Origin of the sequence: Kitasatospora sp. MAP12-44 (assembly GCF_029892095.1) — a bacterium.
In the GTDB taxonomy this organism is placed as follows: Bacteria; Actinomycetota; Actinomycetes; order Streptomycetales; family Streptomycetaceae; genus Kitasatospora.
Genome location: NZ_JARZAE010000004.1, coordinates 975,757 through 989,828, shown reverse-complemented (window position 1 = coordinate 989,828; position 14,072 = coordinate 975,757). Strand labels below are relative to the sequence as shown.

Genomic DNA, 14,072 nt, shown 5'->3' with positions numbered 1-14,072 from the left:
GCGGGGATGAGCGGTATTACCCATCCCTTTCTGTGACCGTAACGCCGGGTCTGACGGTCGAGCTTGACGAGATGCCGAATGACGGTCGCTGGCGACCGGTTGAGATTCAGGCGTCCGAGGCTTCTGACTTCCACCCGACCAACCTAGGAATCTAACCGGGGGTCTCTTGTCCGCACGCCCATCACACCTAACACTAACCGGAATCACGAAGGAATCGGCCTTTGGTGTTCCGGCTCCCGCGAGCTTCTTCATTCCGACCACGGGCGCCCCGACGCCTAAGGACGTCGTGAAGCTTGTTGAAGACAAGGGCCTTCGCGGTGCAATGGCCGAGCTCTACGACGAGATTCCTACCGTCAAGAGTTCCACCTTCGATTTCTCCGGTGACGCCTACCCGGACATTCTCGGCTTCATGGTCACTGGAGTTCTCGGCGACCTGACCACCACGGGCGCGGCAGCCCCGTACAGCCACGCTGCCAGCCTCTATAACGCGAACGACGGCCAGCCCCCGTCTTACACCCTGACTGACTTCTACGCGGTCAATACGCGGCAGTATCCCGGCTCGAAGTTCAGTGACCTGGAAATCAAGTTCAATGCCGATGGGCTGATCACGTACAGCGCGAAGGCGGTTGGGCTTGCGTCCATTCCGACGACTGCCCCGACGCCTTCGTTTACGTCGGTGCAGCCGCTTGCCGCATGGACTGGCGCCGTTCAGATCGGTGGCTCGCCGTTCCATGCGCTCATGGATGGCAGCATTTCGATTAAGCGCTCGGTCGCGATCATCCCGACCGTTGACGGCTCGCAGAGCCCGCACGCACTGTGGTCCGGCCCGGTGACTGTCTCCGGAAAGATGACCCTTGTCATGGAAGATGAGTCGCAGCTGACGAACTTCCTGACCACTGCGACTACCTCACTCGATTTCACCTTTCAGGCCGGAACGGGCGCGTCTCTGGTCTCCCTGAAGCTGCACATGTCGAGCGTCATTTACGGGCAGGCCGACATTTCGCGTGGCAAGGAATATGTCGAGATCGGAGTGACCTTCAACGCGAAGGCAAACGCCACCGACGTAGGCGCATCGGGTGGCTATTCCCCAATCAAGGTAACCCTTCAGAACTCCGTAGTGGCAGGTACTTACAAGTGACTCAGCACGTAACCCTTCCGTCCGGCGCGACCGCAGATATTCGCGATGTTGCCGACGTGACCGAGCGCCAGCGACGGCCTATCAAGCGGACTCAGGCCGAGCTAGCCGCGCGTCCGGCATTCGTTGGCGCGGTCAAGACCGCCGAGCTTGCAGGCGACTCCCTGACCCCGGAACAGGAGGCAGACATTGCCGCCGGTATGGGTGACAGCTTCGAACTTGTCGAGTCCCTAAATGACTTCCTGGTGGCCGCCATGGTGCGGGGCTGGTCCTACGGATTCCCGGTCTCTGCTGACGCCGTTCAGGACCTACCCGGGCGGGATCTAGACGCGCTGCGGGCAGTGTGCTCCCCGTACCTGAAGGATCTTCTACCGAGCTTCGAGCCGACCCCGGATGCTGATTCCCCTATCGTGCCCTCCGGCGTCTAGGTTACGCGCTAGAGGGGTCATTTCAGTACTCGGCCGAAGATCTGCCAACCGACGAATATCGGACGTGGCGGCTTTGTACTCTGCTGCACTGCCGCCCGTCCGAGCTTGAGAGCGAACCGGCCGTCCGACTCGACTGGATTCTAGCCGTCGATGACACTGTGACGCGTGCTCGCCGGGCCGTTGAGGAGAAGGCCAATGGGTGATTCGGAAATCACCGGAAGCGTTACCGGCATCGAGGGTGCGAATAGCGAACTAGAAGCCATGCGCAAGCGCGTTGATAAGGCTTCCCAAGCGGCTATCCGGAAAGTTCAGAGCACCACTAAGGCATCCATCAAAAGCGGGATGCGTGGCCGACCCCGATGGGACCGGCGTGGCCGCTCGAAGATCTATGCCATGGGCGTCAATCTCAACCTGAGCCCTCACGTCGTGAGCAAGCAGGGCGGTCCTGGGACCTTCGCCGGTGCGCTTTTCAAGAGCATTCGGTCTAGTAAGAAGGCGCGCAATACCGGCACAGGGGAATTCAGTGGAGTCGTTTTCAGCGGTGGTGCTGGCGGACCGCAGAACCTCTATAAGAAACGCGTAGAGGCGAAGTTCCCTTATTTCGCCCCCGGCGTGAACAAGGCTCAGCCGAAGTTCGCAAAGGTCTGGGAAGACGCGTGGAAGAAGGCTACAAAAACTGGGGGGTAACTGAGTGGGGGCTCTTCCTCCGGTATTCATTGAATTTGTAGGACACGCCGGGGGCCTTCACTCGACCATTAGCAGCGTCAAGAGCGCTCTAGAGGACGTAAAGGCCAAGGGTGGGGGCAGCCTGGCCCAACTCGGCGCCATATCCATGGTGGCCCTAAAGGCAGTCGGCGAAGCAGCCATAGGCACCGCCGAGAAGACCATCGAAATGGCGGCAGATTTCCAGACCGCCATGACTCGTGTTCAGACAGGCGCGGGCGAATCCGCGCGGAACATGAAGATGGTTGGCGACGGGGTTTTGAACATGGCTGGCCAGGTGGGAATGTCCACCGAGCAGCTAACCACTGGCCTCTATACCGTCGAATCCGCCGGTTACCACGGCGCCGACGCGCTCAACGTTCTGAAGGTCTCGGCACAGGGTGCCCGGGTCGGTGCGGCCGAGTTGGGGCCGGTTACCGACGCAGTGACTACCGCCCTAAATGCGTATTCACTGAAGGCAACTGATGCCACCGGAGTGATGAACGCGCTGGTGGCCACCGAGGCAGCCGGAAAAACAAACATGGAAGCTCTCGCGGGCTCCATGAGTTCCATTCTTCCGGTTGCTTCCGCCGCTCACGTCGGCCTAAACGAGATCCTCGGCGCCATGGCAACCATGACGTCTCAGGGTACTTCTGCGGACGTCGCCGCGACCTACCTCCGGCAGACGATCGGGCAGCTTTCAAACCCTTCCGCGAAGGCCGCGCAGGAAATGGCCGGGCTCGGATTGAACGCAACCCAGGTCGCGCAGGATCTCGGAAAGAAGGGCCTAGCGGCCACCCTGGGCGAGCTTACCGACGCAATCCAAAGCAAGATGGGGCCCGCTGGAACCGTCATCATTGAGACGCTTCGCAAGGCGTCGGCAAACACCACCCAGTACCAAAAGGCTTTGGCGAATCTGAAGCCTGCCGAACAGACGTATATCGGTGCACTGGCAACAATGGTCGGTGGCACCAAATCCATGATGGGCGCGTTGCAGCTTACCGGCGACCACATGGAGACCTTCAAGGAAAACACCGCTTCCATTGCCGAGCACGTCAAGGCTGGCGGTAAGTCCGTCGAAGGTTGGGCGGACGTTCAGAAGACTTTCAATCAGCGAATTGCCGAGGCGCGGGCAACTATCGAAGCTCTCGGAATTCGCATCGGAACGGCGCTCATGCCGTACGCCGAGAAGATGATTGATGTCTTCATGCGGGGCGTTACATGGCTGGAGAAGCACCGACAGGTTGTGATCCTTCTCGGGGCGGCTATCGGCGGGGTCCTGGTGGTCGGTCTTGCTGCTGCGACGGCTTCGGCACTGGCATTCGCTGGCGCCGTTCTCGCCAACCCGGTTACTTGGCTGGTGGTAGGCGTAATGGCGCTGGCCGCTGGACTTGTGTATCTCGTGACGCACTGGCGCGAGGTGTATTCGTGGGTTGAGACCAAGACGCCCGGGGTCGTGAAGGCATTCCGGGAAGGGTGGGCCGTAGCAATGGCCGCCTTCCGCGTGGTCTGGGACGTATCCGTAAAGGCCGTCAAGGAAGCCGCCGAGTGGCTGGATAAGAACGTCTTGAAATGGGTCATGGCGCGAATCAGGGAACTGGTCTCGTGGTGGAAGGACCATTCAGCAGAGATCTCGGCATTCTGGAAACTTCTCTGTGAAGAGACGAAGGTCCTGGCACAGGTTCTCTTCGACTGGCTGAAAGACGCAATCGCGATCGTGGTTGACGTGCTCTCTACCGGCTGGAAAGTCCTACTCGCGGTAGTGAAATTCGTGTGGACGAATATCTCAAACGCCGTCGAACTCGGAATGCACTTCGTCGAGAATATCATCGCCGTTGTCCTCGACGTCGTCACCGGCCACTGGGGCAAGGCCCTGTCGGACGTGTGGCGCCTGATCTCGCAGGCATTCACGGACATCGTGAACTTCCTGGGCGGGCTGGTTTCGAGCTTCGGCACGCTGCTATGGGACGCCGGTGGCGCACTCATTCAGGGTCTCGTAAAGGGCATCGAAGCCGGTGGCAGTGCAGTCCTGAGCGCGCTTAAGGGTGTCGCAAAGGGCGCCTTGAACGGCGTGAAGTCATTTCTAGGTATCAACTCGCCGTCGAAGGTTTTCGCGGACGAGATCGGCCAGTGGATTCCCCATGGAATCGCGGCAGGCGTTGCGGCTCACGCTGGCGTCGCCACGGGCGCCGTAGGGGGCCTAGCGGCCAGCCTGACGGGTCAGCTGGGCAGCCCGACACTTGCGGGCCTAGAGCCAGCCTTCGCGGGCCCCCTGGGGGCAGCTGACGCCAGCGGGACGACGGGTCAGCAGATCACCGTTCACGTCACCGTGAATGGCTCTGTGATGGCAGACCAGGATCTAGCCAACACCATTCAACGCGTCATGCTCCAGAACGGAGCGCGCAACACCAGCACGTATGCGCCGTTCCGGCGCTAAGAGCATCGACTAAGTTAGTCGATGCTCCCGAGTGACCCGAGGGGGCTTCACGCATGGCGGTAAATCCGAACTGGCCGAACGTCGAACACGCATGGGGCCCCCTCTGGACTGCCAATGGCGGCGCGATTCCCGCCGATCACATGGTGAACGTTGTACGGCGGACCATGAAGGCCGTAGGGGTGCAGCGCGGCAGGCAGTATGAGCTAGATCAGGTTCAGGCGGGAACCCTATCGGCAACCCTCTCGAACACGGATGGCTTTCTCGATCCGAGCAACTCCGCCGGTCCCTGGTATGGCAATATCTCACCGTTTCAGCCGCTCCGAATTCGGATGCAATACCCACCCACGGCCAATTTGCTAGCCCAGGGAATTGCCACCGGGACCGATGGAACTTACGTCTTCTCGACTACCGACCCTTCCCAGGGGGCTTCGGTGGGGTCGGCTTCCGCCTTCGAAGGCGGGACTGTCTTTCAGTTCAATGTTCCCAGTGCCACCATGCCGGGCCCTGGGTCGCTGATCTGCTACACGAATACCGCGAGTGTCATCCCCGGTGCCCAATACACCATGCAAATGCAGATCCGAAATACCTACCTCAACACGTCGGTGCAGGTATGGCCATTCATTGGCTGGTACGGCTCCACGCCGGGCATGGGAATGTCTACTTTCGCGACCGGGGCAACCTACACGCTCACCGGCGCACACTTCGGCGCCTGGACTCAGGCTTGGGCTACTGCCACAGCTCCAATCGGGGCATGCGGCATGGTCGTTGGGCTCATGGCGGCATCGACGCCCGGCGCGAGTGTGAATATCCAGGTGGACGGCTGGCAGCTAGAGCTAGGCGCCACGCCGAGCACATTCACGGTACCCGGGATTACCTACCCGCTGTATGCCGGATTCGTTGAACGCTGGCCTTCCGCATGGACTGAGGGTGGCAGCTACGGCGTTGTCCAGCCCACGGGGGTTGACGCTTTTGCGCTGCTGAGTCAGCGACTCTTGCGCGCCCCGCTAACCGAAGAGATCTACCGGCGAAGCCCGCGATTCCTGTACGCGCTGGACGATCCCCAGAACGTGACAGCCTTCGCGGACTCTACCGGGAATAACCCGGCTGCCCCGATCGGGGTTTCCACGTATGGCGCGGGCAGTCTCACATCCGGCAACAAGATTGCGGCGACTTCCCCGAGTGGGATCTATACGGGCTCAACGGGTAGCGTCGTGTCGATTGCCAATGCAAACCCGGGATCGAACGTGATCGGTGCCGCGAACTTCATTAGCCTTTCGTCCATCGGAATCAAGGGACCGGCTACCCCAAGTTCGTTCACGCGAATGATTGCCTTTCGATACACGGGGCCGACGCCGACGGCTGCCGCTCAAATGTGGTCGTGCATGGATGGGAAGCCCGGCGGGTCTGGCTCCCGCATCGACCTGTACCTATTCACCAATGGTGAACCGGTATTCCATATCGAGGGGCCGACCGGGCAGGCCACGACAGTCTATTTCGACGGCGCTACCAATTGCGCCGACGGCAATTGGCACCTTCTGATCTTCGGCCTGAATGCGTCTAATGGAACCGCAATGGCATCCCAGGATGGTGCCGTCGCACAGACCTTTATCACGTCGGGAAATGTGACCCCTACCGGTCTCATCTCCGACAATGTCGGCGCGTTCGTGGACCCCGCAGTAGGCCACGGAACCGCGTACAACTTTCAAGGGGATATCTCCTACGTCTGTGAGTGGCCGGGGCTCTTCTCGGACGCTGACATCACGGCGGTTTACACGGCCTGGCGGAACGCTTTCGCCGGAGACTCGACCGACCAGCGATACGCGCGCATTCTCGGGTGGGCCGGATACACGGGTGCGACCAACATTCAGACCGGTCTCACGACTGCCATGGGACCGGCACAGGTGGACGGACAGGATGCACTGTCCGCGCTCGAAGAAGTGACCGCCACCGAGAATGGAGCACACTTCGTAGACCGCTCCGGGGCAGTCGTCTTCAAGAGCCGGTCTGACCGGTACAACTCGACAACCGCCACGTATGTTTTCGGGGAACGGGCCGATCTAGGGGAATTCCCTTACGAGGAATTGACTCTCGATTACGACTCAACGCACCTTGCAAATCTCGTCACGGTCACCCAGCCATCGACCAGCCAGACGTTTACGGCAAGTGACCTGTATTCCCAGCAGGTCTACTTTCCTCGAACGATGACCAGGACGGTAAACAGCGCCTCACCGTTTGAGTGCCAGGATGCCGCGAATTACCTCCTGAGCAGGTACCACAACCCGCTTTCCCGTGTGACCGGTGTCAAGCTCCATCCGTCGGCTCATCCAGCGCTGTGGCCCGCCTGCCTGGCAATGGAGCTAGGAACCCGAATCCGCATCATGCGGCGACCGTTCGGGGCTCCGCCGATTCAGCTTGACGCCTTCGTGGAGCACCTGGATTGGCAGTTCGATGACCAGGGAGAAGCCTGGCTAACGCTCCAATGCTCGCCGGTCGATAAGACGCCATACGGGCTCTTCGGTGCCTGGCGCTCGGCCATCTACGGGGCCACCCAGCCGGTTGGGACGTGGGGCTTTCCGGTCGCCCCGATGCGCGGCGACAACTCGCAGCAGCTAGCCGCAATCATCGGCCACGGGCAACAGGTTGTGATCGAGCCCGGCACTCCGAATGCCGAGACCTTCACGGTTGATCACATTGGCGCGACGACGCCGGGGAGTTGGTCGTACGGCGTGATCGTCATGACTGCCCCCTCAGCCATTGCGCACCCGGTCGGCGCTGTCATCTGCGAAGCACTTCCCGGGAGTGTGACCGACCCGACCGCATGGGATTCCGCCGACCATTTCGACTCATCTGCATTCGCCTACTAGACGGGAGGCCGATTGAGCAACCTACCCATACCCATTCCCGCGAGTGCCGTCCCCGGGCAGTTCATTACCGGGGCACTGTGGAACGCGAATGTCTTCAACGGCTTGACTTACCTTCTCAATCCTCCGATATTCGTCGGGACGCAAGCGGTATCGCAGGCACTTCCTAACTCATCGTGGACGCCTATTAGCTTCGATACGACGGTTATCGACACCTATAGCGGCCACAGCAACACGGTTAACCCCAGCCGGTACACGGCGCAGGTCGCCGGGTGGTACACCATCTGCGGCAACTTCGTGACAGTCCCGAACAACACCAGCATTCGAGCGGCGCAAATCCAGGTCAACGGGAATCCCATCCCCGGAATGAGCAACTATTCCATTGCCCTAAACGGGTTCGAGACTTCGGCTCTCACGGCTCCCCGAGATGTCTATCTCAACGTGAATGACTACGTGGAGCTTTCCGGTTGGCAGGGGTCCGGCGCCGCACTGGGAGGCGCTACCGGAACTATGCGCTCTTCCCTCTATTGCCGCTTCTCGCACGCCTAACCGAAGGGTCGCCATGCCCCCACCTGACCCGCTCGCGGTAGTCATCTCGGCGCGCGAGATTTACGACGAAATCGTCGGCATGCGTGACGACGTCCGCACGCTGACTCAGACGAACGTCACTGTTCATACTCAGCTGACCGACCACGAAGAGCGCCTAAGGGGTCTAGAGCGCTGGAAATACGGGCTGCCGATCGCTGCCTTTTCCGGCGCTCTAGCGACCGGCGCGGCCCTTTTCTCGTCCATGCGCAAGTAGGCCCCGTTTGTCACTCTCTGTATATCCCGCGGTTATGCCGGCATCGGGTGAAGCCGGGCCGAAACGGACATCACGACCACTGCGGAAAGTACGGAGAGTAGCCGCTCTCAGTCGGCAACGTCTGTGCTCCCTAGGGGGCGAAGAAGGAGAAACCCTGTCCCTAACTGACCTACCCCCGACCCCGCCGAAGAGCCGCGTAGACCGGGCCCTAGAAGCCGTTCCCCGGGCTCTCGCCCATAAGGCGCACATCCTGTTTCTCGGAGTGCTCGGCGTCTGGCTAATCGCCGTCCCGCTAATCCCCGGCACCGGCTCTTTTCGGCCGTCCGCATTCTCCGAGCTGATCGGCGGAAACTGGACGAACATTGCAAGTGCCATCGGCGCGTGCATTGCTGCGGGTGCTGCCACTGCTGCCCACGGTGAGGCACGAAAGAACCGGCATATGGCCGAGCGAATTCACCACCTGCTGACCGAGCTTCACCTAGAAAAGGAGAGCGCCGAATGATCGGCCCCATTTCCGGCAAGGTAACTGCCAGCACCGTAGCGACCGGCATTTCTACGCTGGTCTTCTCGATCGTCGCGCCGCACATTTGGCACGGCACCATCACGCCGGACATTGAAGGTCTCATTGAGTCCGTGATCACTGCGGCAGTGACCTTCGTGGCTGGCTACGTGGCCAAGCACGGCATCGCGGCTGCCGTCGAGAGGGACGTGAAGGCTGCCGTCCCGGTCCGTCCGTCGACCCCCTCGGGCCCCGAGTCCCACCTAGCGTGATCTCAACTCGCGTCACTTGAACGAGGATTGACGTGTAGTCAGGTGATCTGACGATCCGCGCAACATTGCAGGCCCCCGCTTCGGCGGGGGCCTTTTTGCGTTTGGGCATCGACTAAGTTAGTCGAAGGTCCGAACGCGTGTCCGCTTGCCGACGGGACGTCAGGGGCGTACAGTTGTGCCCACAGCACGGCAACGGGCCGAGCGGGGTAGGGGGAGAGAACATGAGCGCCAACAACCTGGTAAGCGTCAAGGGCGGCAAGGTTCACGCCCCCTGGGGTGCAGGTCTCGGCGCCAATTTCCCGTCGTGCCGTGAACTCTCGCAGCACAGCGGCTCCGTGGAGTACAAGAGCACCGGCAAGCCGGTTGACTGCAAGTCGTGCCTTAAGGGCCTTGTGCCTTCCGGGATCGACACCACTGCTGTGGAAAAGAAGATCGAAGGCGAGACCCCCGAGACCGCCGTAGCTGGAGAGGAAGAAATGCCGAAGGCTGAGAACCTGGCGCCCGCCGTCTATCGAGTGCTGCACTTCGAGCACTTGGCCGAGACTCACGCTCTGTCCAATGTGAGCCCCGGACGCTCGGGTGTTCCGCACTTGCTGCCGAAGGGGTCGGAGACTTCCGTCTGCGGCAAGAATGCTCCGTATGTTCAGCGCCCGATCACCCCGGGCGACGACACGAAGATCTGCCAGGCGTGCGGGAAGAAGGCGCCCGGTCGCCCGTTTCCCACTCGTGAGGTACTCGCAACCATCCCCGGGTTGAACTACACCCCGAAGAGCAAGGAAGCCGACATGCCGACAAAGGATGAGACCGTGACCGAGACCACCGTAGAGACCCCGGCTGAGACCGAGAGCGCAGAGGCCGAGATCCCGGCGGCCATCCTGTCGGATCTCCGCTCCGAGGAGTTCGAAAAGAAGCTCGCCGCGCTCACCCCGGCTCAGCGGGAAAAGGCCGAGCAGATCATCGCGAACATGGAAGTGATGATCCGTAAGGCCGTTGCGGGCGACGACGTGAAGAGCTTCGCTTCGGATACTGAGAAGCTGATCGGCAAGGCTGCTACGGGTGTCCGTGTGCAGCTCCGTGCGGCGCTGAAGAAGGCTGCCGCCGCGAAGGCCCCTGAGACCGCACCCGCCGTGATTGAGGGCACGGTCACGCTCGCCAGCGAGCAGGTTCCGGGCTGGCAGAAGATCGAGGGAATGAAGACCCTCGTTGACCGGAACACCAGCGCTATTGCCGCTAGGTACGCTGCGGTAAAGGAAACCGCGAAGCTTGCCCGCGAGCTTGCCGATCGGGTGATCGAGCAGCGCACGTTGGTCTCACTTCCCACTGGCGAGCCGGACCTGAAGGGACGTCGCCAGGAGAGCCGAGACAGCTTCTCAGCCACCTTCGATGAGTCCGCAGAGGAGATCATCGCGAACGCGAAGGCGACAGCAGCAGCGAGCGGGCGCGCGTTCACCGAAGACGAAGAAGCCGAAATCCGCCGGGACCTGGCTGGCCTGAAGAAGTCCACGCAGAACCAAATCACGAACAACGCAATGCCGACTTACGTTCGCGCTCTGGATCACAGCCCGGAGGAAGCCGCAAAGTACGCAAAGATTCTTGAGGCGAACCCCGAGCTGAGCGCGGCGGAAGCCGTCCACAAGTTCTACGACTTCAAGTGGTCGCTTAATGTCGAGCTGACCAGTGGAACCGGTCCGGTGGCTGTCGGCTCCGGCGACGAAGAGCCCGAAGATGGTGACGGCGCCGACGGTGGCCAGGAAGACGAGTCGGACGAGTCCGCCGAAGCTCCGGAATTCGTGGCCCTGACGCAGGCAACCAAGGCTATCGACAAGATCGACCTTAAGAAGGCCGAGAAGCGGCGGACGCACAAGCTGACGAAGGAAGCGCGGGAAGCTTTGGCGAAGGAACTCGCGGAACTCGCCGACAAGGCGAACCGGCTTCGGCTGATCCTTGAGACCCCCGAAACCGAGAGCTGAGCCCGCAACCGGCCCCGTACCTAGCGAAAGGTGCGGGGCCGGTTCTCTAGGGAGACCCATGTTTGAGGCAGTAGCACGCAGACTGAATGGGCCGGGCGGATTCTCGAAGCCTGCCGCCACCGCAGACGAAGGGGCGGGACTTCTACTGATCATGCTTCGCGCCGACGGGTGGACGGGAAATGAGTCCGCGCTATTAGAGCAGCTGGCCGCCGGAGAGCCCGTGATTCACGGGAACTTCGAGTATCAGGTGACCGGCGTTTCGAGCATCGACTAGCTTAGTCGATGCCCAGGGAAGGGGAATAGCAGTGACCGAGAAGCAAAGCCCATGGAGCGTCCCACAGCAGACTGCGTGGTTCGTGGTCTGGGATGCCGCTCGCCGGTGCGACACCATGCCCGAGTTTCTGACATGGATCGAGGAAAAGTCCGGCGGTCTCTCACTGTCATGGGAGATGACCCTAGGGGACGCGCAAGCCCAGCAAGAAGCCCCCTAGCCGTCCTGTAGCGGCCCGTGCAGTACCCGCCCGGCTAGATGGTCGGGCGGGCCCCTCGAAGGCTGGGAGAGAGTCTGTGGATCACCGAGAGAACGCAGATCTAGACCGTCACATCCCCGAGAATTGGGATGATGGCAGCGAGTGCCCCGAAGACGACCGAAGTGTGTGTTTCGACTGTGGGGAGCCTGCCACCTTCCGCGCAGTCCGACAGACGGAGAATGGGAGCGGACGAAGCAAGGTAGATGAGTACGCCTGTGACGCGCATCTCCCCGAGGCGCTGCGGTCCTTCGATCGGCTCGTTTTCGGAGTTGGGTCGGTCACCGTGTGGAATGTGGACGAGGGGGCGGACACGTGATGACTGAGAAGTCCGCACGCATCGTATATTCAGTCCTTCCCCAGGGGGGTCGGTTCGCCGTGCGCCGACGTGGCCCCAAGGGTGGCGTTCGGACCGTTGGTGTCTGGGAACATCGGGACGTAGCCGAACGCGTGGCGGCTACGTTGAACGACGCTTCCCCGTACGAAGCCTGAGAGGCCCCCTAGGCCCCCTAGGCGCCCTGTAGCGGCCCTCTGAGCCCCGTCTGACCCCTGTGGTCCGGCGGGGCTTCTTCATGCCCGCAGACGGGCGCACAGGGCTTCTGGGAGGCATCGACTAAGTTAGTTGATGCTTCGAGTCCCGTCGGCAACGACTGTGCTCCCTGGTGGATGACAGATCATCCATCCGAGGGGGTGCCCACTTGGGCAAGGTTCGCACGATTCAGCGTGGCGGAAGCCGCTTCTACATTTCCCCGATAGACGGCGCCGTGAAGCTGCCCGGCGTCACGTCGGTTATCAATATGTTGCCGAAGCCATTCCTGAGTTTCTGGGCAGCGAAGATGACCGCTGAGCTAGCCGTAGACTCGCTGCCGGTCATTCAGCGGATGGCCGAGCTAGACCGAGATGGGGCAATCGACTATCTCAAGGGTGCCTCTAGGCGCTACACCAAGATTCGCGCGAACATCGGCTCTGACGCTCACGACCTTTTCGAGCGCATGATCCGAGGTGAGGCAATCGGCCACGTTCACCCCGACGTAGAGCCGTACCGGGCGCACTTTGCCGACTTCCTGGCCACGGTCAACCCCGAGCTAATCCATGCTGAAGACGTGGCGTGGTCTGACGAATATCAGTATGCCGGGTCATTTGATGCGATCCTGCGCGTCTGGCTAGATGTCGAAGGCATCCCGACCCCTGATCGCTCCGGCGAGCCGCACGTCTTCATGTGCGACTGGAAAACCTCGAAGGACACTCACGCCGAAGTCGCGTTGCAGCTCTCGGCCTACGCGCATGCCGACCGCATGATCTCGCCGAACGGCACCAGTGATCCTATGCCGCATGTGGATGCTGGCGCCGTTCTCCATATCACCCCGGATGGCTGGTCATTCATCCCGGTTCGAATCGACTGGGAAGTGTTCTCGTTTTTCCTCTCTCTCCGTCGCATTTTCGATTGGGACCGTGATGTCAGCAAGACCGTGCTAGGTCGGGCAATCGCCCGTTCTGCGAAGCGGCTTGTGACCGGCACCCAGCGGCGCGGCAAGTAATCCCCAACCCTTCTGCAAAAGGATTTCCCTTGGCACGTTTCTCCGGCGCTGACTGGATTGGCCCGACCCCGAATCTCTACCCGGGCGGGATGGTGGAGCATCGCGGCCTAGTGCTGCACATTCAGGATGGGACCGAGTCCGGTTCCGAGGCATGGTTCACCAATCCTGAGTCTCAGGCTTCCGCGCACTTCCTGAACCCGAAGACCGGCAATCTCCGTCAGCTGGTCGATACCGAAGATGCCGCGTGGGCTGAGATGGCAGGCAATCGGCACTGGGTTTCCATTGAGAACGAGGGAACCCCGCCGGACGCGCTAACCCCCTCTCAGATCGAGAATGCGGCCCGTCTGCTGGCGTGGCTGCACTCGACCTACGGCATCCCTCTCCAGAGCACTGATGACCCCAACGGGACCGGCGTTGGCTGGCACGGAATGGGTGGCGATTCTTGGGGTGGTCACTTCGGCTGCCCCGGCGACCCGATCAAGAATCAGCGTCCGGAGATCATCGCGCGTGCGGCTCAGCTGACCGGTCAGCCTGCCCCCGCTCCGGCCCCCGCTCCGGCGCCTGCCCCGTCCGGCCCGGCGTGGCCCGGCGAGTACCTGAGCCTGCGGTCTCCGATGCTCCATGACGGCAACGTGCAGACGTGGCAGCAGCGCATGAAGGACCGGGGTTGGAACATCACCGCAGACGGCTGGTACGGCCCGGCAAGTGCCAACGTCTGCAAGGCATTTCAGTCTGAGAAGGGGCTGACCGCAGACGGTGTGGTTGGGCCGGTCACCTGGTCTGCCGCGTGGACTTCGCCGGTCACCTAAGACCCAACTAGCAAGGCTCCCTAGCGGCTTCGGCTGCCGGGGGGCCTTCGCTGTTTTCGGCAACGACTGTGCTCCCTGGGGGATGAGAAAGA

At 61.5% G+C, this 14,072-nt stretch carries 12 protein-coding genes; all 12 read left to right on the top strand.

Translation table 11 applies throughout. The features are described 5' to 3' along the window. Positions 1-166: 166 nt before the first annotated feature. On the top strand, positions 167-1,138 hold the full coding sequence (locus tag P3T34_RS05305) for a phage tail tube protein (protein ID WP_280664816.1): 972 nt from the start codon (positions 167-169) through the stop codon (positions 1,136-1,138). Beyond that, on the top strand, positions 1,135-1,563 hold the full coding sequence (locus P3T34_RS05300) for a hypothetical protein (protein ID WP_280664815.1): 429 nt from the start codon (positions 1,135-1,137) through the stop codon (positions 1,561-1,563). The genes P3T34_RS05305 and P3T34_RS05300 overlap by 4 nt, the downstream gene beginning before the upstream one ends. A gap of 195 nt (positions 1,564-1,758) precedes the next feature. Next, a complete protein-coding gene (locus P3T34_RS05295) occupies positions 1,759-2,250 on the top strand; it encodes a hypothetical protein (RefSeq protein WP_280664814.1) in 492 nt (163 codons plus the stop codon). A 145-nt stretch (positions 2,251-2,395) separates the two neighbouring features. After that, a complete protein-coding gene (locus P3T34_RS05290) occupies positions 2,396-4,702 on the top strand; it encodes a phage tail tape measure protein (protein ID WP_280664813.1) in 2,307 nt (768 codons plus the stop codon). A gap of 53 nt (positions 4,703-4,755) precedes the next feature. Then, a complete protein-coding gene (locus tag P3T34_RS05285; RefSeq protein WP_280664812.1) occupies positions 4,756-7,566 on the top strand; it encodes a hypothetical protein in 2,811 nt (936 codons plus the stop codon). Positions 7,567-7,578: 12 nt separating this feature from the next. Next, positions 7,579-8,112, top strand: coding sequence for a hypothetical protein (locus tag P3T34_RS05280; RefSeq protein WP_280664811.1), 534 nt, complete (start codon positions 7,579-7,581; stop codon positions 8,110-8,112). 13 nt (positions 8,113-8,125) lie between these two features. Then, positions 8,126-8,365: a hypothetical protein gene (locus tag P3T34_RS05275; protein ID WP_280664810.1), complete on the top strand. Its 240-nt coding sequence runs from the start codon at positions 8,126-8,128 to the stop codon at positions 8,363-8,365. A 262-nt stretch (positions 8,366-8,627) separates the two neighbouring features. Beyond that, positions 8,628-8,867, top strand: coding sequence for a hypothetical protein (locus P3T34_RS05270; protein WP_280664809.1), 240 nt, complete (start codon positions 8,628-8,630; stop codon positions 8,865-8,867). Then, on the top strand, positions 8,864-9,136 hold the full coding sequence (locus P3T34_RS05265; protein ID WP_280664808.1) for a hypothetical protein: 273 nt from the start codon (positions 8,864-8,866) through the stop codon (positions 9,134-9,136). Before P3T34_RS05270 ends, P3T34_RS05265 begins: the two co-directional genes overlap by 4 nt. Positions 9,137-9,357: 221 nt before the next feature. Next, positions 9,358-11,106 carry a hypothetical protein gene (locus P3T34_RS05260; protein ID WP_280664807.1) on the top strand — a complete coding sequence of 583 codons (1,749 nt, stop codon included), beginning with the start codon at positions 9,358-9,360 and terminating at the stop codon, positions 11,104-11,106. 1,225 nt (positions 11,107-12,331) lie between these two features. Beyond that, the gene (locus tag P3T34_RS05255) at positions 12,332-13,171 is read left to right on the top strand and encodes a hypothetical protein (protein WP_280664806.1); all 840 of its coding nucleotides are present in this window, start codon (positions 12,332-12,334) and stop codon (positions 13,169-13,171) included. A gap of 29 nt (positions 13,172-13,200) precedes the next feature. After that, the gene (locus P3T34_RS05250; protein WP_280664805.1) at positions 13,201-13,980 is read left to right on the top strand and encodes an N-acetylmuramoyl-L-alanine amidase; all 780 of its coding nucleotides are present in this window, start codon (positions 13,201-13,203) and stop codon (positions 13,978-13,980) included. Positions 13,981-14,072: the final 92 nt, after the last annotated feature.

Coding starts and splice junctions, on each gene's coding strand:
- P3T34_RS05295 (WP_280664814.1), top strand. CDS start 1,759: ATGGGTGATTCGGAAATCACCGGAAGCGTTACCGGCATCGAGGGTGCG.
- P3T34_RS05290 (WP_280664813.1), top strand. CDS start 2,396: ATGGTGGCCCTAAAGGCAGTCGGCGAAGCAGCCATAGGCACCGCCGAG.
- P3T34_RS05285 (WP_280664812.1), top strand. CDS start 4,756: ATGGCGGTAAATCCGAACTGGCCGAACGTCGAACACGCATGGGGCCCC.
- P3T34_RS05275 (WP_280664810.1), top strand. CDS start 8,126: ATGCCCCCACCTGACCCGCTCGCGGTAGTCATCTCGGCGCGCGAGATT.
- P3T34_RS05265 (WP_280664808.1), top strand. CDS start 8,864: ATGATCGGCCCCATTTCCGGCAAGGTAACTGCCAGCACCGTAGCGACC.
- P3T34_RS05260 (WP_280664807.1), top strand. CDS start 9,358: ATGAGCGCCAACAACCTGGTAAGCGTCAAGGGCGGCAAGGTTCACGCC.